This window comes from Streptomyces sp. NPDC051578, assembly GCF_044454045.1.
Taxonomy (GTDB): domain Bacteria; phylum Actinomycetota; class Actinomycetes; order Streptomycetales; family Streptomycetaceae; genus Streptomyces.
On record NZ_JBITDH010000004.1, the window covers coordinates 78,729 to 101,115 of the forward strand.

19 protein-coding genes and 2 tRNA genes are annotated in these 22,387 nt (G+C 72.5%); 4 read left to right on the top strand and 17 right to left on the bottom strand.

Translation table 11 applies throughout. The annotated features are described in order from the left end of the window. Nucleotides 1–81 precede the first annotated feature (81 nt). From ACIA6C_RS19475 to ACIA6C_RS19510, 8 genes are all read right to left on the bottom strand, one after another. Nucleotides 82–2,277, bottom strand: a complete 2,196-nt coding sequence (locus tag ACIA6C_RS19475; RefSeq protein WP_399277416.1) for a glycosyltransferase family 39 protein — start codon at nucleotides 2,275–2,277, stop codon at nucleotides 82–84. Further along, a complete protein-coding gene (locus ACIA6C_RS19480) occupies nucleotides 2,274–3,548 on the bottom strand; it encodes a glycosyltransferase (RefSeq protein ID WP_399277418.1) in 1,275 nt (424 codons plus the stop codon). Before ACIA6C_RS19480 ends, ACIA6C_RS19475 begins: the two co-directional genes overlap by 4 nt. Before the next feature lie 25 nt (nucleotides 3,549–3,573). Continuing rightward, nucleotides 3,574–5,088, bottom strand: coding sequence for a sensor histidine kinase (locus ACIA6C_RS19485; protein WP_399277420.1), 1,515 nt, complete (start codon nucleotides 5,086–5,088; stop codon nucleotides 3,574–3,576). Nucleotides 5,089–5,198: 110 nt separating this feature from the next. Next, on the bottom strand, nucleotides 5,199–5,966 hold the full coding sequence (locus tag ACIA6C_RS19490) for a response regulator transcription factor (RefSeq protein WP_361131046.1): 768 nt from the start codon (nucleotides 5,964–5,966) through the stop codon (nucleotides 5,199–5,201). A gap of 93 nt (nucleotides 5,967–6,059) precedes the next feature. Then, nucleotides 6,060–6,941, bottom strand: coding sequence for an amidohydrolase family protein (locus ACIA6C_RS19495; RefSeq protein ID WP_399277423.1), 882 nt, complete (start codon nucleotides 6,939–6,941; stop codon nucleotides 6,060–6,062). Next, entirely contained in the window at nucleotides 6,922–7,263 is a 342-nt protein-coding gene (locus ACIA6C_RS19500) for an antibiotic biosynthesis monooxygenase family protein (RefSeq protein ID WP_399277426.1), read from the bottom strand. The genes ACIA6C_RS19495 and ACIA6C_RS19500 overlap by 20 nt, the downstream gene beginning before the upstream one ends. A 105-nt stretch (nucleotides 7,264–7,368) precedes the next feature. After that, complete coding sequence (locus tag ACIA6C_RS19505; RefSeq protein WP_399277428.1) at nucleotides 7,369–8,247, bottom strand: DUF2797 domain-containing protein; 879 nt, start codon at nucleotides 8,245–8,247, stop codon at nucleotides 7,369–7,371. Next, nucleotides 8,244–8,678, bottom strand: a complete 435-nt coding sequence (locus ACIA6C_RS19510) for an Lrp/AsnC family transcriptional regulator (RefSeq protein WP_399277430.1) — start codon at nucleotides 8,676–8,678, stop codon at nucleotides 8,244–8,246. Before ACIA6C_RS19510 ends, ACIA6C_RS19505 begins: the two co-directional genes overlap by 4 nt. 108 nt (nucleotides 8,679–8,786) lie before the next feature. Here ACIA6C_RS19510 and ACIA6C_RS19515 point away from each other — a divergent pair, with 108 nt between their 5' ends. Then, nucleotides 8,787–9,704: an SMP-30/gluconolactonase/LRE family protein gene (locus ACIA6C_RS19515; protein ID WP_399277432.1), complete on the top strand. Its 918-nt coding sequence runs from the start codon at nucleotides 8,787–8,789 to the stop codon at nucleotides 9,702–9,704. A 50-nt stretch (nucleotides 9,705–9,754) separates the two neighbouring features. On the opposite strand, the gene ACIA6C_RS19520 is transcribed toward ACIA6C_RS19515, so the two are convergent. Both ACIA6C_RS19520 and ACIA6C_RS19525 read right to left on the bottom strand, forming a co-directional pair. Further along, nucleotides 9,755–9,827: transfer RNA gene (locus tag ACIA6C_RS19520), tRNA-Arg, on the bottom strand. Between the two features lie 231 nt (nucleotides 9,828–10,058). Beyond that, nucleotides 10,059–10,149, bottom strand: a tRNA-Ser gene (locus ACIA6C_RS19525). Between the two features lie 250 nt (nucleotides 10,150–10,399). Here ACIA6C_RS19525 and ACIA6C_RS19530 point away from each other — a divergent pair. The 3 genes from ACIA6C_RS19530 to ACIA6C_RS19540 all read left to right on the top strand — a co-directional run bounded on the left by ACIA6C_RS19530 (nucleotide 10,400) and on the right by ACIA6C_RS19540 (nucleotide 14,947). Continuing rightward, entirely contained in the window at nucleotides 10,400–10,825 is a 426-nt protein-coding gene (locus ACIA6C_RS19530) for an SSI family serine proteinase inhibitor (RefSeq protein WP_361131028.1), read from the top strand. A 119-nt stretch (nucleotides 10,826–10,944) separates the two neighbouring features. Next, nucleotides 10,945–14,358 (top strand): PAS domain-containing protein, encoded by a 3,414-nt coding sequence (locus tag ACIA6C_RS19535; RefSeq protein WP_399277435.1) that lies wholly within the window; start codon nucleotides 10,945–10,947, stop codon nucleotides 14,356–14,358. Between the two features lie 13 nt (nucleotides 14,359–14,371). Further along, on the top strand, nucleotides 14,372–14,947 hold the full coding sequence (locus ACIA6C_RS19540) for an antibiotic biosynthesis monooxygenase (protein WP_366082221.1): 576 nt from the start codon (nucleotides 14,372–14,374) through the stop codon (nucleotides 14,945–14,947). Between the two features lie 18 nt (nucleotides 14,948–14,965). On the opposite strand, the gene ACIA6C_RS19545 is transcribed toward ACIA6C_RS19540, so the two are convergent. From ACIA6C_RS19545 to ACIA6C_RS19575, 7 genes are all read right to left on the bottom strand, one after another. Beyond that, nucleotides 14,966–16,615: a long-chain fatty acid--CoA ligase gene (locus ACIA6C_RS19545; RefSeq protein ID WP_399277437.1), complete on the bottom strand. Its 1,650-nt coding sequence runs from the start codon at nucleotides 16,613–16,615 to the stop codon at nucleotides 14,966–14,968. 181 nt (nucleotides 16,616–16,796) lie between these two features. Further along, entirely contained in the window at nucleotides 16,797–17,330 is a 534-nt protein-coding gene (locus ACIA6C_RS19550; protein WP_399277439.1) for a SigE family RNA polymerase sigma factor, read from the bottom strand. Between the two features lie 135 nt (nucleotides 17,331–17,465). Further along, nucleotides 17,466–18,632 (bottom strand): lipid-transfer protein, encoded by a 1,167-nt coding sequence (locus ACIA6C_RS19555; RefSeq protein WP_399277441.1) that lies wholly within the window; start codon nucleotides 18,630–18,632, stop codon nucleotides 17,466–17,468. Further along, complete coding sequence (locus tag ACIA6C_RS19560) at nucleotides 18,629–19,027, bottom strand: MaoC family dehydratase (protein WP_366082219.1); 399 nt, start codon at nucleotides 19,025–19,027, stop codon at nucleotides 18,629–18,631. The genes ACIA6C_RS19555 and ACIA6C_RS19560 overlap by 4 nt, the downstream gene beginning before the upstream one ends. Further along, nucleotides 19,024–20,100 carry an acyl-CoA dehydrogenase family protein gene (locus ACIA6C_RS19565; RefSeq protein WP_399277443.1) on the bottom strand — a complete coding sequence of 359 codons (1,077 nt, stop codon included), beginning with the start codon at nucleotides 20,098–20,100 and terminating at the stop codon, nucleotides 19,024–19,026. The genes ACIA6C_RS19560 and ACIA6C_RS19565 overlap by 4 nt, the downstream gene beginning before the upstream one ends. After that, the gene (locus ACIA6C_RS19570) at nucleotides 20,100–21,125 is read right to left on the bottom strand and encodes a bifunctional MaoC family dehydratase N-terminal/OB-fold nucleic acid binding domain-containing protein (protein ID WP_399277445.1); all 1,026 of its coding nucleotides are present in this window, start codon (nucleotides 21,123–21,125) and stop codon (nucleotides 20,100–20,102) included. Before ACIA6C_RS19570 ends, ACIA6C_RS19565 begins: the two co-directional genes overlap by 1 nt. Beyond that, complete coding sequence (locus ACIA6C_RS19575; RefSeq protein WP_399277447.1) at nucleotides 21,122–22,282, bottom strand: acyl-CoA dehydrogenase family protein; 1,161 nt, start codon at nucleotides 22,280–22,282, stop codon at nucleotides 21,122–21,124. Before ACIA6C_RS19575 ends, ACIA6C_RS19570 begins: the two co-directional genes overlap by 4 nt. Between the last annotated feature and the right edge of the window lie 105 nt (nucleotides 22,283–22,387).

Consider the following 22,387-nt stretch of genomic DNA (forward strand, 5'->3'; position numbering starts at 1 on the left):
CCTCGCCCTTCGCGGGCGGGGCCGGGCCGCCGCGCGTCGGGGCCGAGGCCGGGCCGCCGCGCGTCGGGGCCGGGGGCCGGATCAGGGCGTCGTGGTGGCGGGCGCGGTGAGGTCGTAGAAGACGGCCCCGCCGATCGAGGTGGCCTTGAAGGTGGCCTTCACCCAGGTCTCGATGGCGCTGCTGGTGCCACCGCCCGGGCCGGCGCCCGCGCGTCGTAGGCCGGTGGCCTCCCCGCCGGCTCCGCCCTGGGGCTGGGCCTGCGGTTGGGGCTGGCCCTGGGGCTGGCCCTGGGCCTGCGGCTGCGGCAGCCCCTGGCCCGGGGTCTCGCCCTGTGCCTGGCTTTCGCCCTGGCCGATGAACCAGTGGATGCGGCCGGCCTTCACATACGCCTTGAACTGCTCCAGGGTCGGCGAGGGATCGCTGCCGTTGAAGCCTCCGATCGGCATCACCGGCACCCCGGAGGCCAGTTGGTAGCTCGCCGCGTTCTGCGAACCGATGGACGCCGCCGCCCATGTGTAGCGGCCGGCGTCGGCCCGCAGTGCGGCCGTGGCCTCCGCGCTCGTCCGGGTGCCGTTCAGCAGTCCGCCGGCGCCGCGGGGAGCATTGCCCCGCACGTCGCCCCAAGGGCCGGCCTCGCCAGGCCTGGTGCCACCGGGGAACCCGGCAGGTCGTCCGCCGGGCCGCATCCCGGGGCCGCCGCCCGGGCCGCCCTGGGGCATGCCACCGCCCGGGAGGTAGAACGCGCGCATGCCCCGGCCGCCCGGGCCGCCGCCCGCCACCGCCGGTCCGGCCGTCACGATGGAGCCCGCGTGCGGGGTGTTCACCGTGGTCAGGCAGTACGCGAACGGGCCCGCCAGCGCCGCGCCCAGACCGACGCCCGCAACCGCCAGCAGCGCCCTGCGGCCCAGCCGCGCGGCGAAGGGCAGCGCGACGGCGGCGCCGACGCCCGCCCCGAGCACCGTCCACCGCAGCCACGGCAGGTATCCGGTGGCGCGGCCGAGCAGCACGAAGGCCCAGTACGCGGTGAGCGCGAGGCTTCCGGCGAGGGTGAGGGACGCCGCCCGGCTTCCCCGCTCCTCCCACAGCACGGCGACGCCCATGCCGACGAGCGCGGCCAGGAACGGTGCGAGGGCCACGGTGTAGTACTCGTGGAAGATCCCCTGCATGTAGCTGAAGACCAGCCCGGTGATCAGCAACGAGCCGCCCCAGGCCAGGAAGGAGGCGCGGGCCATGCTCTCCAGCGAATCGGTCGCCCGGCGGGCCCTCCAAGTGATCACCAGGCCTGCGACGAGCATGACCAGGGCCGCCGGGAGCAGCCAGGAGATCTGACCGCCGATGGTGCCCGTGAGCAGCCGGTCGATGCCGGTCTGTCCCCAGCCTCCGCCCCCGCCACCGCCGGGGCGCCCGCCGCCGCCGACGCTGCCGGTCTCGTTGCCGTTGATCCGGCCCAGCCCGTTGTAGCCGAGGGTCAGTTCCAGGAACGAGTTGTTCTGCGAGCCTCCGATGTAGGGCCGGGACCCGGCGGGCCACAGTTCCACCACGGCCACCCACCAGCCTCCGGCCACCACCATCGCGACTGCGGCGAGCAGCAGCTGACCCAGTCGCCTGCGCAGCCGCGTCGGAGCGCAGAGCGCGTACAGCAGCGCCAGCGGAGGCAGGATGACGAAGGCCTGGAGGGTCTTGGTCAGGAACGCGAGTCCGACCGCGGCTCCGGCCCCGACGAGCCAGCCGGTGCGTGCTCCGTCCAGGGCCCGCAGGACGCAGTAGACGGTGACGGTCATCAGCAGGGCAAGCAGCGCGTCCGGGTTGTTGAAACGGAACATCAAGGCCGCGACGGGCGTCAGGGCGAAGACCACACCGCTCAGCAGCGCCGCCACGGGGCCGAACTGGCGTCGTACGGCCGCGTAGAGCACGGCGGTGGTACCGACGCCCATCAGGGCCTGCGGCACCAGGATCTGCCAGCCGCCGAGCCCGAAGAGCCGCACCGACAGGGCCATCGGCCACAGGGCGGCCGGGGGCTTGTCGACGGTGATCGAGTTCCCGGCGTCGGAGGAGCCGAAGAAGAAGGCCTTCCAGCTCTCGGCGCCCGCCTGCACCGCGGCCGAGTAGAAGGAGTTCGCGTAGCCCGAGGCACCCAGGTTCCACAGCAGCAGGGCGCCGGTGAGGAGCAGGAGCACGGTGTACGCGGGACGTTCCCAGCGGGGCCGGCCGCTCGTCGTCGCGGTGGTGGCGGCCGGTGGGGCGGGTGGGAACAGGGGTACTGCTGCCGTCGTCATCGGAAGTCGTCCTTTGTGGGGTTGCCGCGCGGCTCGGGGAAGACCCAGGCGCGGAAGAGCAGGAAGCGCAGCACGGTGGCAGCGAGGTTGGCGGTGATCAGAACGGCGAGTTCGGTGCTGTGGCCGGGATGGGCGGCGGCCGCACCCAGTGCGGCGAGTGACCCGCTGGTCAGGGCGAGGCCGATGGCGAAGACCACCAGCCCCTGTACCTGGTGGCGCACCGCCCGGGCACGGCCGCGCACCCCGAAGGTGAGCCGGCGGTTGGCGGCGGTGTTGGCGAAGGCGGAGAGCAGCAGGGCGGCCGCGTTGGCGGCCTGGGGCCCGAAGACGGAGCGCAACGCCGAGTACAGCGCCAGATAGAGAAGGGTGCTGAGCAGCCCCACCGCGCAGAAGCCGAGGAGTTGGCGGGCCAGTCCGCGGGGAACGCCGGGCAGTGCGGTGCGGTCCCGGGGGTCGTCACCGAAGGGGCGGGCGAGCCGGTCGAGCGGGAGTGCGCCGACGGCCAGCGCTCTGCCGACCCGCCAGACGCCCTTGAGGTCCTCCGCGGCGGTGCGTGCGATGTGGACGGTGGAATCGGGGTCGTCCACCCAGTCCACCGGTACCTCGTGGATGCGTAGGCCGGCCCGTTCGGCCAGCACCAGCAGCTCGGTGTCGAAGAACCAGCCGGAGTCCTCCACCAGTGGCAGCAGCCGCTGCGCGACGTCGCGCCGGATGGCCTTGAACCCGCATTGGGCGTCGGTGAAGCGGGCGGCGAGGGAGGAGCGCAGCAGCAGGTTGTAGGCCCGGGAGACGAACTCCCGCTTGGCTCCCCGCACCACGCGGGAGGAGCGCGCGAGCCGGGTGCCTATGGCGAGGTCCGAGTGACCGGAGATCAACGGGGCGACCAGGGGCAGCAGGGCGTTGAGGTCGGTGGAGAGGTCCACGTCCATGTAGGCGAGGACGGGAGCCTGAGAACGGGACCAGACGGTGCGCAGGGCTCGGCCCCGCCCCTTCTCCTCCAGCCGGGTGCTGTGGACGTCCTCCACGGCGGCGGCCAGGGCGGCTGCGACGTCGGGGGTCCGGTCCGTGCTGGCGTTGTCGGCGATGGTGATGCGGAAGGGGTACGGGAACGTCCTGGTGAGGTGATCGTGCAGCCGGTGCACGCAGGGGCCGAGGTCCTTCTCCTCGTTGAACACCGGGATCACCACGTCGAGTACGGGCTCACCGGGCACGGGTGCCAGGTGCACACGGGCCGGGAGGGCTCCGGAGCCGGGAGAGGTGTCGGTTGGCATGCCCCGACCCTCCTCGGGCGGGCTGTCACCGCTGTGTGCTGAGCCTGTGCTCCGTCTGTGAGCCGGTTCGCTGCTGGGCGTCCGCGAGGGGAAGGAGTACCTCGAAGCAGGTCCGTCCGGGCCGGCTGCGGACCTCGACCCGGCCCCCGTGGGCGGTGACCACTGCCTGCACGATGGCGAGGCCGAGGCCGGTGGAACCGGCGGCCCGGGACCGGGAGGCATCGCCCCGGGCGAACCGCTCGAAGACGTGCGGGAGCAACTGGGCCGGAATCCCCGGCCCGTTGTCCTCGACCCGTAGCCGGACGTGAGGCGTTTCACGTGAAACATCTCGTGTTCCGAGGTCAGGTGCTTCGGTGACTGTTTCACGTGAAACGTGCGCGGTGACGGTGGTACCCGGCGGGGTGTGGGTGCGTGCGTTGGCGAGGAGGTTCACCAGGACTTGCTGGATCCGGGCCGGGTCGGCCCGGATGGGCGCCGGCTCGTCCGGCAGGTGCAGCCGCCAGTGGTGCCCGGGCCCGGCGGCCCGGGCGTCGCTGACGGCGTCGACGACGAGCGGGGCGAGGTCGGTGGCGGTGTCACCGGTGGCAAGTGGCCGGCCCGCGTCGAGCCGGGCCAGCAACAGCAGGTCTTCGACCAGGCCGGTCATCCGGGTGGCTTCGGACTCGATGCGGCCCAGGGCGTGGCGGGTGTCGGGGCCGGGTTCCTCGTGGCCCCGGCGGGTCAGTTCGGCGTAGCCCCGGATCGAGGCCAGCGGGGTTCGCAGCTCGTGGCTGGCGTCGGCCACGAACTGGCGTACCCGCGTCTCGCTCTGCTGCCGGGCGGTCAGGGCGGAGGAGACATGGCCCAGCATCCGGTTGAGGGCCGCGCCGACCTGGCCGATCTCGGTCCGGGGGTCGGCCTCCGCGTCGGGCACCCGCTCGTGCAGAGCGGGTTCACCGCTGTGCAGGGGGAGTTCGGAGACCCGGGTGGCGGTGGCGGCCACCCGGCGCAACGGGCGCAGCGCCACGCCGACCAGGGCCTGCCCGGCGAGGGAGGCCGCGATCAGGCCGGCCAGGGTCGCGAAGACCTCCACCGCGATCAGCGTCCGGACGGTGGAGTCGACTTCGCCGAGCCGGAAGCCCAGCACGACGCTCCCGTCGGGAGCGGTGAGTACCCGGTAGCTGCCGAGATCCGGCAGATCCACGTCCAGGGGCCTCGGCCGGCCCTGAGCGGCCTTGCGGGCGGCTTTCGCCAGAGCCGCGCTCTGGGCTTCGGTGAGGGGCTGGCGGTGGTCGAGCTCGGGGCCGCCGACCGCGGCGTTGCGGGCGGTGCCGATGACCTTGCCGTTCTCGTCCATCCGGATCCCGGCCGCGCCCGGCGGGGTTCCGGCCAGGACGAAACCGAGGCTGCCCTCCCGGGCGGCCTTCCCGGCGCCGGGGCCCCGGGTGGCCATCGTGATGGAGGCGCGCAGCTGGTCGTCCAGTTGCTCGACCAGGTACTGGCGCAGTGCGAAGGTGGTGACGGCGCCGATGGCCGCTCCGACGACGGCGATCAGCGCCACCGCCGCCAGTACGAGACGGGACCGCAGCGACCAGGGGCGCCTTACCCGACGCCCCGGCCGCACATGCTCGGGTCCGCCCCGCGTCCGGCGCCTGGGAAGCCGTACGGCCACTACTCGGCCGGCTTGATCAGGTAACCGGCGCCCCGCCGGGTGTGGATCATGGGCGGCCATCCGGGTCCGCTCTCCAGCTTCCGCCGCAGGTAGGAGATGTACAGCTCGACCACGTTGGCCTGGCCGCCGAAGTCGTAGGACCACACCCGGTCCAGGATCTGCGCCTTGCTCAGCACCCGGCGCGGATTGCGCATCAGGTAGCGCAGCAGCTCGAATTCCGTGGCGGTCAGGTGGACCTCCTGGCCGCCCCGGGTCACCTCGTGGCTGTCCTCGTCGAGCCGCAGGTCACCGACCGCCAGTACCGAGCCGCCGCGGGCCGCCTGCGCCGCGCCCGAGCGGCGGACCAGGCCGCGCAGCCTGGCCACGACCTCTTCGAGGCTGAACGGCTTGGTGACGTAGTCGTCGCCACCCGCCGTCAGCCCGGCGATGCGGTCCTCGACGGAGTCCTTGGCGGTCAGGAACAGCACCGGCACGTGCGGGAGCTCCCGGCGCAGCCGGCCGAGCACGGCGAGGCCGTCCATGTCCGGGAGCATGATGTCGAGGAGCACCACGTCCGGGCGGAACTCCCGCGCCGCCCGCAGCGCGGTCGCCCCGTCGCCGGCGCTGCGGACCTCGCATCCCTCGTAGCGAAGGGCCATGGACAGGAGTTCGGAGAGCGCGGCCTCGTCATCGACGACGAGCACCCGGCACGGGCCGCCGTCGGGGCGGACGAGGGCCGTGTGCTTGCCGGTGGACGTGGACGCGTGGGAGGTGGTCGTCGCAGTCATGCGTACACGCTGGACGCGACCTCTGAGAGCGTTCTTGCGCCTAGCTGTGAATTTCCTGAGAACCGGCGGTCGCGACGGCCCGGCCGTTTGGGCTCAGGCCAGCCGGAAGAGCCGGGCGCCGTTGTCGTGGCAGACCGCGCGCAGCCAATCGTCCCCGAGCCCGAGCCGTTCGAGGGCGGCCAGCTGGTGCTCGTAGGGATAGGGGATGTTCGGGAAGTCGGTGCCGAGCAGGATCCGGTCGCCGAGGTCCGCGAGCCGTCCGAGGTCCTGCGCCGGAAAGCCGCTGAACTGCTCGGAGAAGTCGGTGAAGGCCATGGTGGTGTCGAGTCGGACCTCGGGGTACCGGTCGGCCAGGTCGAGGAAGTCGGCGTACTCCGGCATGCCCATGTGGGCGATGACCAGCGGCAGCCTGGGGTGCCGGGCCAGCAGGCGGGCGATCGGCTCGGGTCCGGTGTACTTGCCCGGCACCGGTCCCGAGCCGCAGTGGATCACGATCGGGGCGGCGGCCTCGGCCAGCACTCCCCAGACCGGTTCGAGCCGTTCGTCGTTCGGGTCGTAGGCGCCGACCTGGAGGTGCGCCTTGAAGATCCGGGCTCCGGCCTCCAGGGCCCGGACCACGTACTCCGCCACGCCGTCCTCCGGGAAGAAGGTCGCGGTGTGCAGGCAGTCGGGGGTCCGCGCGGCGAAGTCCGCGGACCACGCGTTGAGCCAGGCGGCCATCGCCGGCTTGTGCGGGTACAGCATGGCGGTGAAGGCCCGCACCCCGAACTCGCGCAGCAGCGCGACCCGCTGCTCCTCCTCGTGCCGGTAGGTGATGGGCCACTCGACTCCGGTCAGCGGGCCGACGGCGTCGAAGTAGTCCCACACCTTGTCCAGGACCCGTTCGGGCATGAAGTGCGTGTGCACGTCGACCAGCCCGGGCAGGGCGAGCCGGTCGCGGAAGGCGCGGACCGCCTCAGCCGTGGTCGCGTACATAGCCGTGACTCCGTTCGACGGTGCCGACGTGCAGCGTGTAGCTCTCGTACCACTCGGCGCGGCCCTGTGCCATCGCCGCCTGGTGCTCCAGGTCCTCCCGCCACCCGGTGAGGGAGTCGTGGTCGCGGAAGTAGGCGACGGTGATGCCGAGACCGCCCGGGGTGCGTGCGGACTCGTAGCCGAGGAAGCCGGGGTTGGCCCGGACGATCTCGTTCATCCGATCGTTGGTCTCCTGGTAACCGGTGTCGTCAGGGGTACGGACATTGGTGAAGACGGCCATCACATAAGGCGGTTCGTAGGGCGGTGCGGGCTGGATGCTCATGGCAACCACCCTCCGCGGCGGCTCTGCGCGTGTCCACCCCGAAAGGGGGTCGCGGCACCAAAGGGATCCAAGTTTTGACCTTGGTGACCCCGGGATGCGGGCAGGTCAGAACAGGCCGCCCTGCTCGGCGTCGGCAGGGGGTTCGATCCCGGTGAGCGGCACGTCCGTGACGGCGTCCCCGGGCGCGACGGCCAGTTCCCAGCCGGCCATCAGCCGGGCGTCCACCACGAGCCCGTCCGCGAAGTGCAGATCCGGCCCGGCCGCGCCGACCAGCAGCCCTGCCACGGTTCCGCCCGGCACCAGCTCGGTGACCACCCGGGACGGCGTGGGCAGCGCGTCCAGTCCGAAGGCCGCCGCGTGGTCGCCGACTTCGCAGTGCACCGGCTCCAGGGACTCCGGCCAGCCCGGCAGCGCCACGGCCCGGGCGTGCAGCTCGGCGACCTCCCGGGCCCGTTCGGCCGACGACGGCAGCCGGCCCCGTACGGCCCGCTTACGGGCGTAGGCGATCCGGTCGGGTACCCCGAGGGCCGCCCGCAGCAGCTCCTCGGTGCGCCGCGCGGCCATCAGCGGGCCGCGCCCCAGCCAGGCCCAGGTCACCGCGCCCTGCTCCAGCAGCCGGGCCGGGCCGCGCTCCTCGGCGGTGATGCCGACCTTGATCAGACCGGGCCCGAACCAGGCCAGGTACACCCGGTAGGGGCGCGGATCGGCGGCGTTGGTGTCGGCGGCCACCGAGAAGGACCGGTCCAGCCGGGCGCACTCGGGGCACTGGGCGCTCCCGGTCCGGCCCGGCACCGTCCGGTGCGCGGGGCACGGCGTGCGCTTGCCCGCCCTCCGCACCCCGAGGCAGTGCCGCTCCCCCCGGGCCGAGAAGGCCAGCCGCTGTCCGTACCCGAGCGGGCTGTCGCGCTCCCCGCGCTCGGCTGCGTACCAGCCGATGCCGGGGCTGCCGTCCTGCCACCGGATGCCGGTGCACCACCAGGTCACAGCGGGAGCGGCCGCTCGAAGAAGGTCTCCAGGACGACGGTCGCCTGGGTCCCGCTGACACCGTCGATGGCGTAGAGACGGCGCAGTACGTCCTGCAGCTGCTCGGTCGAGCCCGTCCGTACCTTGACGAGCACGGAGGCGCTGCCGGCGATGATGTGCGCCTCCTGGATTTCGGCGATGCCCTCGAACGCGGCCCTGGAGTCCCCCATCCAGGCGTTCGAGTCGACCATCACGTACGCCAGTACCCCGCTCCCGACGGCCGCCGGTTCCACGTCGACCGTGGTCCGCCGGATGACTCCGCGTTCCCGCAGCTTCCGTACGCGCTCGTGCGTGGCCCCCGCCGACAGCCCGACGGCCCCGCCGAGGGCGGCATACGACTGACCCGCGTCCTCCTGGAGCCGCTGGAGCAGCGCCCGGTCGATGTCATCCACGCGATCTTCCCCTCGTCTGCCCGCCAACGCTTGCGAAAACAGTACCTGATCCTGCAATCTCACCATTGTGCCGAACAGGATTCGGCTCACTGACGACACGGGGGAAAGATGTCATCCATCGCGGACCTCACTCTGTACGAGATCCTGGACGATCGTTTCCGCACGGGCCGCTGCGCCAACGGCGACGCCCGCCTGGAGCGGCTCCACGACGACTGCCGCTGGGCGGAAGGCCCCCTCTACCTGCCCGCCTGGCGCCAACTGGTGTGGAGCGACATCCCGAACGACCGGATGCTGCGCTGGGACGAGGCCACCGGCGCCGTTTCGGTGTTCCGCACCGGGGCCGGGCACCCCAACGGCAACACCCTGGACCGGGAGGGCCGCCTGATCACCTGCGAGCAGGGCAACCGGCGCGTCACCCGCACCGAGCCGGACGGCAGCCTCACCGTCATCGCCGACCGCTGGGAGGGCAAGCGCCTCAACAGCCCGAACGACGCGGTGGTGCGTTCCGACGGCTCGATCTGGTTCTCGGACCCGGACTTCGGCATCACCAGCGACTACGAGGGCCGGCGCGCGCCGAGCGAGATCGGCGCCTGCAACCTCTACCGCGCCGACCCGGCGACGGGCGAGGTCCGCCTGGCCGCGGACGGCTTCCTGGGCCCGAACGGCCTCGTCTTCTCCCCCGACGAGAGCGAGCTGTACGCGGCGGACACCCGCGCGGGCCACATCCGCGCCTTCAAGGTCACCGACGCGGGAACCCTGACGGCCGACCGGGTCTTCGCCGCATGCCCCTCGGTGGACAACATCCGCTTCGACGACGACGGCCGGCTCTGGGCGGCCGCGATGCAGGACGGCGTGCGCTGCTACGCGCCGGACGGCAGCCTGATCGGCCGGCTGCGCGTCCCCGAACCGGTCTCCAACATCGCCTTCGGCGGTCCGAAGAACAACCGCCTCTTCATCACCGCCACCACCTCGCTCTACTCCCTGGTCCTCTCGGTCACCGGCCTCCCCCGCGTCCACCGCCCCTGACGCACACAACGCAAGAGGCCCCCCGGCGAACCGGGGGGCCTCTTCGGCTGTGCACTCGGCAGGATTCGAACCTGCAACCTTCTGATCCGTAGTCAGATGCTCTATCCGTTAAGCTACGAGTGCTTGGGCTGTTCGGGGTTTTGCGCCCCGTTGGCCTTGCGAGAACAACAATACATGGACCTCGGCGGGACGCGAAATCCATTAGCCCCACCGCTGCCGACCTGCGGAAACAGGGCGGAGGGAGATCATCCGGAAGTCCTCGCGCGGCTCCCGGCGGCGAGCTCGGTACCCCTCCTGAGGCGTTCGAAACGCACCGAAGCCCCGATCCATGAGGACCGGGGCTTCGGCGAGGTGCGGAGGCGGAGGGATTTGAACCCTCGATGGGGGGTAAGCCCCAAACCGCATTAGCAGTGCGGCGCCATAGACCGGACTAGGCGACGCCTCCAGCACACCCTCGCGGACGAGGGTGCGTGCAGATGATGACACAGGCGCGGGGCCGGTCACCAATCCGCTCCCACGGTACAAGGAACGGCGGGCCCGGGGCAAAGCCTTAACGGCATCCACGGGAGCGCTTCCACTGGCCGGCGCGCCCGGCGGGTGAGGCGCGTACACACGCACGCGTCGGAGCGCACGCAACGTCGGGGCGCGCGGGTCGTTTGCCAGGCGTACGACGTACGGACGACCTGGAGTGCCCCATGCTGCGTCTCGCCGCCTTCGCCGTCACCTCAGCCCTGGCCGCCGCGGCCGCCGGACCGCTGCCACCCCTGCCGTTGGAGCGGCTGCTGTCGACACCCGACCGGCTCACCATCGACGTGTCCGACACGGGCAACCCGCGCACCGACGGCGAGTACCGGCTGGAGTGCGACCCCGTCGGCGGGAACCACCCGAAGGCGGAGGACGCCTGCGCCCGCCTCGACGCGCTCGCGAAGGAGGGAAAGGACCCCTTCGCCCCGGTGTCCGACCGCCGGATCTGCACCATGGTCGACGGGGGTCCGGCCACCGCCCGGATCAAGGGAACCTGGCACGGCAAGAAGGTGGACACCACCTTCCGCCGGAAGAACGGATGCGAGATCGACCGGTGGAACACCCTGGAACCTGTGCTTCCGAGTGGGCGTTCCTGACCTGGGAGGATGCGAAGGATGTGCGTTATCCGCCCCGCATCGGCCATCCCGCCGCGGGGCGGTGCCCTTAGACTCCTCCCGTGACATGCCGGTAGTCGTGGTCAGGGAGGAAGCTCGTCGTGAGCAGCAGGCCATCCCGAGGCGCTGCTCGCCTCGCAGCAATACTCGACGCGCTTCCTGACGCGCTGTTGCTCGTCAACGCCAACGGCACCGTGGTGAACGCGAATTCGATCGCCCTCGAAATCATGGAGAGCCCCGGTACCGGCCTCGTCGGCCGTGGAGTGCTGGACCTCCTGCCCGAGTTCGACTCGAAGCTGATCCCCGGCTCGATGCGCCGTCCCGGGGACGACGAAGAGGGCAGGGCGAAACCCAAGAGGATGACGGCCCGGCGCACCGACGGGAGCGAGTTCCCCGTCGAGGTCACCGCAGCCCATCTCGACGGCCGCGACGCCTACCGCGAGCCGCAGCCCGCGTACACCGGCGACGAGCTGCTGATGCTCGTCGTACGGGACCTCTCCCAGACCGTGGACACCGAGGCCGAGCTGGCCCGCTCCCAGCGGCAGACGGAGATGATCCTGCGCGCCGCCGCGGAAGGCGTGGTGGGCACGGACACCGACGGCCGGGTGGTGCTCGTCAACCCGGCCGCCGCGCAGATCCTCGGCTACCGGGCCACCGATCTCGGCAACCGCGAACTGCACGGGCTGATCCAGCACTCGCGCGCGGACGGCTCGCCCTTCCCCTTCGAGGAATCCCCGCTGGCCGACACCTTGCGCAGCGGCCGCAAGCACCGGGTCCGCAGCCAGGTGCTGTGGAACAAGGCGGGGCAGCCGGTCTCCGTCGACCTGACCACCTCGCCCGTACGGGACGGTGAGCTGCTCGTCGGCGCCGTCATGACCTTCACCGACCGGCGCCCGTACGACGCCCTCGCCGCGCGGCACGCGCAGTTGCTGGCGGTCCTCGGCGAGTCCCTGCGCGGGCCGCTGGAGGAGCTGCGCGGGGAGCTGGCGACGCTGGCCGCCGATGACGCGGGCCAGCTGTGGCCCGAGGCGAACCAGTTGCTGCACCACCTGGCGGCCGGCTACTCGCGGATGACCACTCTCGTGGACAACGTGCTGGGCTACCAGCGGCTGGACGCGGGCAGCGACAAGCTCGCCAAGGAAAAGACGCTGATCAACAAGGTCGTCGCGGCCGGTGTCGACGGCGCGGTGGAGCTGATCGGGCCGGGCCGGGCGCAGTTCGCGGTGCACGCGCCGACGATCGAGGCCGAGGTGGACGGGGAGCGGATCGCGACCGCGCTCGCGCACCTGGTGGCCGATGTCGCCGGGGTGGACGCCACGGGCAAGACCCGCCAGGGCAGCGGGTACAGCGACTCGACGATCGTCGTGGCCGCCGCGCAGCGCGGTGACGTCGTACGGATCGAGGTGCGCGGGCCGTACGAGGGCGGCAACCCGGTGCACGAGCCGATCGTGCGGGGCATCGTGGCCGCGCACGGGGGTGTCCTCCAGACGGTCGAGGTGCCCGGTGCGCCGGGCGGTACCTACGTACTGGAGCTGCCGCTGGGTGCGGGAGCCGGGACGGTGACGCTGCCGGACCCGGAGCCGGAGGAGCCTGCGGCCGCCGGGGCCGGGGTGAAGCCGGACGGCAAGGACGGCGCCGCAGCCACGGGCGAGGCCGGGGGGCGACGGGCCCGCCGCGGGGTGGACGCGTTCCTGGACGACGCCGCCGACGAGGCGAAGGGGCCGCGGGAGGGCGGGGGCGCGCTCGCCCTGTCGTCGGGGCGGCGCCGCGCGGACGGCACGCTCGACGGCTCCGGTCCGGGCGGCCCGGAGCTGGCGCAGTCCCCGGTGAACCCCGCCGGGCTGGGTACGGGGCGCAGGCGTGGTCGGGACGGCGACGGCAGTGCGGACCACAACGGCGGGCCGGACGCTTCCCGGCGCCCCGGCGGTCAGCAGCCCGTGCCCCCGCAGCCCGTTGCCTCCGAATCCGTGTCCGCTCAGCCCGTGGCCCCTCAGTCCGCGCCGCAGCAGCCCGTGCCTCCGCAGGGGACCGCGATGCCGGTGCTGCCGCCCGTGCCCGCGGTGCCGCCCGTTCCGCTGACCCAGCATCCGGCGGGTCGCCGCCGCGCGTTGGGCCCGGCGGCGCCGGCCGGACCGGCGGCGGGTCCGTTCCCGCAGCAGGGCGGTCCGGTTCCCGCGGCCGGGCTCGCGGCTCCCGTTCCCCCGCGCCCCATCGCCCCGGAGGGCGGCTTCGCGCTGCCCGCCGGACCCGCTCCCGCCCCGGGCGCCGGGGCGGTTCCCGCTCCGGCCGAGGCCGACACGGACGCTCCGGCCGGCCGCCGTGCGCGTCGGGTGCTCGGCGCCCCCGTGGCCGACGCCCCCGAAGCCGCCCCTGCGGCTGCCCCGGAGGCACCCGGGCCGGTACCGCCGACCGGGCGGCGTCGCGCACTGCCCGACGCTCCCGCCTGGCCGGTGCCCGCGGCCCGTACCGCTTCCGAGGACGGCGACCCCGCGGCGGGCTCCGGCGCGGGTCCCGTCCCCGTACCCGGTGCCCGGCAGCCGCAGGACGACCCGTCGGAGGCCTCGCAGCCGATCAGTGTGCGCGCTCTCGGCACGCTGGGGCAGGGCATCTCGGTGGACGCGGGCGGCTCCGGCCGTCGCCGCCGCCTCTCCGAGCCCTCGCCCGAGGGCCGCGCCTTCGCCATAGGGGCCCCCGAGGCGGGTTCCGACGAGGGGCCCGAGCCGCTCGACGGCCCCGGCGGCGCGGTCGAGGTGGTCAACCGGCCCGTACCGCTTCCCGTGGACGACGAACTCCCGCCGGAGCCGCTGGACAACCCGCGCCGGCTGCTGGTGTGGCCCGCGCCCGACGCACAGACCCAGCAGGCGCTCAGCGACCGCGGATACCGCCCGGTGATCGTGCACTCCCGCGAGGAGGTGGACGCGCAGATCGCCGCGTTCCCCGCCGCCTTGTTCGTGGACCCGCTGACCGGGCCCATCACCCGCACCGCCCTGCAGTCGCTGCGTCAGGCCGCGGTCGCCGCGGAGGTACCCGTCCTCGTCACGGCCGGACTCGGGCACGCCACGCGCGAAGCCGCGTACGGCGCCGACCCGGCCGTCCTGCTCAAGGCGCTCGCACCGCGCGACAGCGAGCAGCACCCCTCACGGGTCCTGCTGATCGAGGAGCACGACGAGATCGCCGCCGCGCTGACCGCCGCCCTGGAGCGGCGCGGCATGCAGGTCGCGCGGGCGGGCGCCGACACCGACGCCGTGGAGCTGGCCAGCCGGATGCGGCCCAACCTCGTCGTCATGGACCTGATGCAGGTACGCCGCCGGCGGGCCGGGATCGTGGACTGGCTGCGCGCCAACGGGCAGCTGAACCGCACCCCGCTCGTCGTCTACACGGCCACCGGCATCGACCCGGCCGAACTACCGCGGCTGGCCTCCGGCGAGAGCGTGCTGTTCCTCGCCGAGCGGTCCACGACCGCCGATGTACAGGGCCGCATCGTGGACCTGCTGGCCAAGATCGGCACCAACTAGTCATCCTGGCCCGATGGCCATCACCGAGACGACCGAACACAGCGTGCCCGCCGACAACGGTGAGGTGAGCCTCCTCATCGCCCGGCAGGTCGAGCCCGGGCACGAGGAGGATTTCGAGGCGTGGGCGCGCGGGATCCTGGAGACCGCCGCGGGCTTCCCGGACCACCTCGGGTACGGGTTGTTCCGGCCGGCGGCGAAGGGCGCTCCCTGGTTCCTGGTGCACCGCTTCCGTAACCAGGCCGCCTTCGAAGCCTGGCAGAAGTCCCCGGAGCGCGCGGCGTTCTTCGCCAACTGCCAAGGTCACCACCACCACGAGATAGCTCGGCGCGAACTGCACGGCATGGAGACCTGGTTCGCGAAGCCGGGCACGACCCGGCCCGCGCCCCCGCGCTGGAAGATGGCGATCAGCTCGGGGCTGGCCATCTTCCCGATCTCGCTGCTCGGCAACGCGGTGCTCGGGCCGTACCTGGTGGGCCTGCCCTTCGTACTGCGGACGGCCGCTTTCACGGTCGTGTTCAGCACCCTGATGACGTACGTGGCCATGCCCGCCGTCAGCAAGCTGCTGCGGCCATGGCTCACGCGCGGCTGAGCGCCCGGGGCGTTCGGGTCAGTCGAGCTTCGTCACGTCCAGCTCGCCGTCCGCGTACTGCCTGCGGATCACCTTCTTGTCGAACTTGCCGACGCTCGTCTTCGGCACGGACTCGATGAACGTCCAGCGCTCGGGCAGCTGCCACCTGGCGATGGACCCGCTGAGGAAGGCACGCAGACCCGTGTAGTCAACGGTCGCGCCGTCCTTGAGGACGACGGTCGCCAGCGGACGCTCACCCCACTTGGCGTCGGGTACGGCGATCACCGCCGCCTCGGCCACCTCCGGGTGTGCCATCAGCGCGTTCTCCAGCTCGACGCTGGAGATCCACTCGCCGCCCGACTTGATGACGTCCTTGGCCCGGTCGGTCAGCGTCAGGTAGCCGTCGGCGCTGATCACTCCCACGTCGCCGGTCTTGAGCCAGCCGTCCGAGCTGAACTTGTCCGCGGGGCGCAGCGGTTCGCCGGAGGCGCCGCCGTAGTAGGCGCCCGCGATCCACGTGCCGCGCACCTCCAGCTCGCCCGCCGACTCGCCGTCCCACGGGAGGCGGTCGCCGCCGGGGCCGATCAGGCGTGCCTCGACACCCGCCGGGAAGCGACCCTGGGTGATCCGGTACGGCCACTCCTCCTCGGCGCTCAGGCCGGCCGGAGGGTGCGCCATCGTGCCGAGCGGGGAGGTCTCGGTCATGCCCCACGCGTGGCACAGGCGCACGCCCAGCTTCTCGTACGCCTCCATGAGGGACGGCGGGCAGGCCGCGCCTCCGATGGTGACCTGCTTCATCGAGGTCAGGTCGCGGGGCCGCGCGGTGACCTCGGCGAGCAGTCCCTGCCAAATGGTGGGGACGGCTGCGGCGTGCGTCGGCCTCTCCCGCTCGATCATCTCGGCGAGCGGGGCGGGCTGCAGGAAGCGGTCGGGCATCAGCAAGTTGATGCCGGTCATGAAGGTGGCGTGGGGCAGGCCCCAGGCGTTCACATGGAACTGGGGGACCACGACGAGGGACGTGTCCCGGTCGGTCAGCCCCATCGACTCGGTCATGTTGACCTGCATGGAGTGCAGGTAGATGGAGCGGTGGGAGTAGACGACGCCCTTGGGGTCCCCGGTGGTGCCCGAGGTGTAGCACATGGCCGCCGCCTGGCGCTCGTCCAGCTCGGGCCAGTCGTAGTGGTCGGAGCGGCCGGCCAGGAGCTCCTCGTAGTCGTGCACGCGCACGTCGAGGCCGTCGAGCACGGAACGGTCTCCGATGCCCGAGACGACCACGTGCTCGACGGTGGGCAGGTGCGGCAGCAGCGGCGCGAGGAGCGGCAGGAGGGTGCCGTTGACGAGCACCACCCGGTCGGCTGCGTGGTTGACGATGAAGACCAGCTGCTCGGGAGGGAGCCGCAGGTTGAGCGTGTGCAGGACGGCGCCCATGGAGGGGATCGCGAAGTACGCCTCGACGTGCTCGGCGTTGTTCCACATCAGCGTGGCCAGAACACTTCCGGGCTCGACACCCAGCTCATCGCGCAGGGCGTTGGCGAGCTGCGCGGCGCGGTCGCCGATCTCGGCGAACGTCCGGCGGTGCGGCTCTGCCCCGCCGGTCCATGTCGTCACGGTCGACTTGCCGTGGACTCTCCGGCCATGCTCCAGAATCCGGCTGATGTTGAGCTGTACATCCTGCATGGTGCTGAGCACTGGCGTCCTCCCGGTGGGCGCTATCGCTCCGTCGCGACATTGCAAGGATTCTGCGCACGTACCACGCGGTATGTCACTACCCGGGGGTAGAAAGCGCGTCACGCCACCGTGTGCGTTTCACGTGAAACATCCGAGAACCGCGATGTTTCACGTGAAACGTCAGACTGGTCCGGGTGGCGGCTCAACGGACCGGGGCGAGCTCCGGGTCCTCGCGGAGCTTGCCGAGGGCCCGGGAGACGGCACTCTTGACCGTGCCGACGGAGACTCCGAGCAGCTCGGCGGTCTGCGCCTCACTGAGGTCCTCGTAGTAGCGCAGGACCACCATGGCCCGCTGCCGGTCCGGCAGCCGGGTCACCGCACGCCACATGGCGTCGCGCAGCGCCTGCGCCTCCGCGGCGTCCGCGGACGGCTCCTGCTCGGCTTCCGGGATCTCCTCGCAGCAAATTTCGTCGACCTTGCGCTTGCGCCACTGGGAGGTGCGGGTGTTGACCAGGGCCCGCCTGACGTATCCGTCCAGTGCCCGGTGGTCCTCGATGCGGTCCCAGGCGGCGTAGGTCTTGGCGAGGGCCGTCTGCAGCAGGTCCTCGGCGTCGCAGGGGTTGGCAGTGAGCGAGCGCGCGGTGCGCATCAGGGTGGTGCCGCGGCTCCTGACGTACGCCGAGAACGACGGGTACGGCGTCGGGTTCGAGGCGAGCGTGCAGACAGGCGTGGTCATGCCTCAACGCTAGGAGCGCGGGGCGGCCCTGGAATCGGCCGCAGGTGCCGAAGCGGGATCCGCCTCAGGTTGTAGGGCCGGGGCCGGCCGCACCACCTCTAGGTGGAGGGGCGGTGCCGACGACCGGCCCGTGAGTCAGCCGTCGGCGCTGAGGACCAGGCCGGAGGTCGGTACCCCCGTTCCGGCTGTGACCAGGGTGTGGACGGCGCCCGCGACCTGGTTGACGGAGGTTCCGCGCAGCTGACGGACGGCCTCGGCGATGCCGTTCATCCCGTGCAGGTACGCCTCTCCGAGCTGGCCGCCGTGGGTGTTGAGCGGCAGGGCGTCGGCGGCCACGAAATCGGCGGCTTCCCCGGGTCCGCAGAACCCGAACTCCTCCAGCTGCATGAGGACGAACGGGGTGAAGTGGTCGTAGAGGATGCCCACGTCGATGTCCGAGGGCCGCAGCCCGCTGGTCCGCCACAGCTGACGGGCGACGACGTCCATTTCGGGGAGACCGGTCAGGTCGTCCCGGTAGAAGGAGGTCATGGCCTCCTGGCGACGGCCGGCGCCCTGCGCCGCCGCGGTGATCACGGCGGGCGTCTGCGGCAGGGTGCGGGCCCGCTCGGTGCTGGTGACGATCAGGGCCTGGCCGCCGTCGGTCTCCTGGCAGCAGTCCAGGAGCCGCAGGGGCTCCACGATCCAGCGCGATGCGGCATGGTCGGCGAGGGTGATGGGTTTGCCGTGGAAGTAGGCGGCGGGGTTGTTCGCCGCGTGCCGGCGGCCGGTGACCGCCACGTGCCCGAAGGCCTCTGAGGTCAGGTGGTACGCGTGCAGGTAACGCTGGGCCGCCATGGCCACCCAGGAGGCCGGGGTGAGCAGCCCCCAGGGCAGTGACCAGCCGAGGGCCGCCCCTTCCGCGGAAGGGTCGCGTTGCTGGACCCCGGACCCGAAGCGGCGCCCGGAGCGCTCGTTGAAGGCGCGGTAGCAGACCACGACCTCGGCCACCCCCGTGGCGACGGCAAGGGCGGCCTGCTGGACGGTGGCGCAGGCCGCGCCGCCGCCGTAGTGGATCCGGGAGAAGAAGGAGAGCTCCCCGATGCCGACCGCCTGCGCGACGGTGATCTCGGGGCTGGTGTCCATCGTGAAGGTGACCATCCCATCGACATCGGCGGGGGTGAGCCCGGCGTCGTCGAGGGCGGTGTGGACGGCTTCGACGGCGAGCTTGAGCTCGCTGCGGCCGGAGTCCTTGGAGAACTCGGTCGCGCCGATGCCGACGACGGCGGCCCGGCCGCCCAGTTCGTCCCTGGTACGGACGCTCACTCTCCGGCCTCCCGTGCGTCCAGGGTCACCGTGACGGTGCCGGTGACGTGGTGCCCGATGCCGTTGGCGCCGACCACGCGGATCTCGGCCGTGTCCCCGTCGAGGGCGGTGACGGTCCCGGTGAGGGTCATCGTGTCGCCGGGGTAGTTGGGGGCGCCGAGGCGGATGGCCACCTTGCGCAGGGTGGCGGCCGGCCCGAAGTGGTCGGTGATGTACCGGCCGACCAGGCCGTTGGTGGTCAGGATGTTCATGAAGATGTCGGGGGAGCCCTTTTCCCGCGCGAGCTCGGCGTCGTGGTGCACGTCCTGGTAGTCCCGGGAGGCGATGGCGCCCGCGACGATGAGCGTGCGGGTAATCGCGATCTCCAGCGGCGGCAGTGTCTCACCGACCCTCATGATTCCTCCCGCTCACGCGTGCTCAGGGCAGCCCGCGCCGCCGGCGGATCCTCGGCAAGGAGCGTGCCCAGCTCCGCCAGCAGCTCGCTTCCGCAGCCGAGGTAGGCGTCCAGCTGTCGGCCCCACAGGAAGTGGCGGTGGACGGGATGGTCCAGGTCGGCGCCCATGCCGCCGTGCAGGTGCTGGCCCGCGTGCACGACCCGCTTGCCCGCCTCCGAGGCCCACCAGGCCGCCGTCAGGGCGTGCTCGGCCGCGGGCAGGGCCTCGTCGATGCGCCAAGCAGCCTCGTACGTGGTGACCCGGATGGCCTCGGTGTCCATATGGGCGTCGGCGGCGCGGAGCATGACGGCCTGGTTGGTGGAGAGCGGCCGGCCGAACTGTTCACGGGTGGAGGTGTACTCGACGGCGCGGGCCAGCGAGCCCGCACAGACCCCCGCCTGGAGCCCGGCGAAGGCCGTACGGGCAACGGCGAGGACGTCCTCGTAGACCCTCGGGCCCTGCCCGAGCGGTTCGGCCCGCGCGCCGGTCAGGGTCAGCCGGCCCGCGGCCCACGGCGCGGTCGTCTCCACCGCCGAGGTTTCGACACCGGGCAGGTCGGTCCGTACGAGCCACAGGGACCGCTCGGCGTCCGGCACCAGGACGTGCGTCGCGTCGCGCAGCCAGGGCACGACCGGGACGGCCCCGGTGAGCCGCCCGTCCGGTGCGGCGGTGATCCTGCCGCGGGCGGGGAAGGCCCCCGTCGCCACCGCCTCGCCCGTCCCGAGGGCGGGGAGCAGCCGGGCGCGCTGGTCCGCACTGCCGTGCCGGACCAGGGGAAGGATCCCGTAGGCGCAGGTCGCGGCGTACGGCACCTGCGCGGTCGTACGGCCCTGTTCCTCCAGCAGCAGCACGAGGCCGAGCAGGCCGACGTCCTCGACGGCGGCGGTCAGCCCGGCGCTCGTCAGGGCCTTCCACAGTTCGGCGTCGCTGCCGCTGCCCGCGGCCGCGAGCCGCTCGTGGGTGGCGAGGTCGCCGAAGATCCGGGCGGCGAGGCCGGCCGCGGCGGTCTGCTCCTCAGTGGGCCGGAAGTCCATCAGCCCTCACCCCCTCGGAAGACGGGCAGTTCCAGGTCCTCGTCCACGCGCCGGAACTCCAGCCGTACGGGCAGGCCGATGCGCACCTTGTCGTAGGGGACACCGGTGACGTTGCTGATGATCCGGACTCCTTCGGCGAGTTCCACGAGTGCGACCGCGTAGGGAGGGTCGAACGCCGGGAAGGGCGGGTGGTGCATGACGACGTAGCTGAAGACCGTGCCGGCCCCGCTCGCCTCGACGGTGTCCCAGTCGGAGCCGGCGCAGGCGTGGCAGCCGGGGAGCCAGGGGAAGCGGAGGGTGGCGCAGGCGGTGCAGCGCTGGATCAGCAGCTTGTGTTCGCGCACCCCGTCCCAGAAGCCCTGGTTGTCGCGGTTGATCACCGGTCGCGGGCGGCGCGGCGCGGGGGGGCGCTCCTGCGCGGCCCGCGGCGCAGGGGGTCGCTCCTTCGCGGCCCGCGGCGCAGGGGGTCGCTCCTGCGCGGCCCGCGGCGCAGGGGGTCGCTCCTGCGCGGCCCGCCGGGCGGGCGCGTACTTGAGGATCCGGAAACGGTGGGTGCCGGCGGGCTCCCCGTTCGCGTGCACGTCCATCCGGGTCGTCACGAAGTGGCCGGTGCCCAGCTTGGTCGTCTTGCGCGGGGAGACCGACTCGATCACGGCGTCGAAGGTGACGGCGTCCCCCGGGCGCAGGGGGCGGAGGTACTCCTGCTCGCAGTCGGTGGCGACCACCGAGGTGCAACCCGCGCCGTCCAGGAGCGCGAAGAGCTCGTCGTAGGCGGAGGAGCGCTCGCCGTGGCCCGAGAGCCCGCCCATCGTCCAGGCCTGCAGCATGGTGGGCGGGGCGATGGCGTCCGGACCGGTGTAGGCGGGGTTGGTGTCTCCCATCGCCTCGCACCAATGGCGGATCATCGGCTCGTTCACGAGGTCCTTGGCGCGGCCTCCCGAGGCGGCCGGGCGCCCTTCGAAGCCTTTCAGCAGCGCATGGCAGCGGGCTGCCTCATCGGCGTCCCCGGCCGGGTCCGCGGTCATCGCTTCCTCCCCTTCATGCCGAGCCGCATCATGGCGACGATCTCCCGCTGGACCTCGCTGACCCCGCCGCCGAAGGTGTTGATCTGGGCGGCCCGGTTCATCCGCTCCAGCTCGCCTCCGGCGAAGCCCGCGGGTCCGCGTACGAGGGCTTCCTCCCCCACCGCCTCCTGGCACATCCGGTACACCTCGACGGTGGACTCGGTTCCGAGGAACTTGACGCCGCTCGCGTCGCCGGGGGCGAGGGTGCCGTCGGCGACGTCCTGGACGAGGCGCCAGTTGAGGAGGCGTACGGCGGCCAGCCGCGCATGGGCCTCGGCGAGGCGGGACCGTACCCAGGGGTGGTCCGCCGGCCGCTCTCCGGTAACGGGGTCGGGGGTGCGGGCGTGGCCGAGGGCGCGCTCGTAGAAGTCCTCGGCCTGCATGCCGATGGCGGCCAGGGCCACGCGCTCGTGGTTGAGCTGGTTGGTGATCAGCCCCCAGCCTCCGTGTTCGGGCCCGACGAGGTGGCCGGCGGGCACGCGGACCGAGTCGTAGTAGGTGGCCGTGGTGGTGAGCCCGCCGACCGTCTCGATCGGGGTCCAGCCGAAGCCGGGCGCGTCGGTGGGCACCAGGATGATCGAGATGCCCTTGTGCTTGGGGGCCTGCGGATCGGTGCGGCAGGCGAGCCAGATCCAGTCGGCGTTCTGGGCGTTGGAGGTGAAGATCTTCTGCCCGTCGATCAGCCAGCCGCCCCCGGGACCGCTCTGGCGCACGGCCCTGGTGCGCAACGAGGCGAGGTCGGTGCCCGCCTCCGGTTCCGAGTAGCCGATGGCGAAGACCAGTTCGCCCTTGAGGATGCCCGGGAGGAACCGGTCCTTCTGCACCTGTGTCCCGTACCGCATCAGGGTCGGCCCGACGGTGTTGAGGGTCACCATGGAGACGGGGGCGCCGGCCCGGTAGGCCTCGTCGAAGAAGACGAACTGCTCGTCCGGGCCGCCTCCTCGGCCGCCGTACTCGACGGGCCAGCCGAGGCCGAGCAGTCCGTCCTCACCGATGCGCCGCAGCAGTGAGCGCTGGGCGGTGGGGTCCTCGGGCGGACCGTCGGGCATGAGCTCGCGGAAGTACTCCCGCAGTTCGGAGCGGAGCCGCAACTGGCTTCCGGTCGGGGCGAGGTGCACGCGCGGGCCTCCCGGCTTCACATCGACGAGTAGACCTGACTGTCCGTCAGATTTCTGGTCGGTGTCAAGGTGGCCTGCGGGCGGACCGGCGAAGGGTGGCAGCCG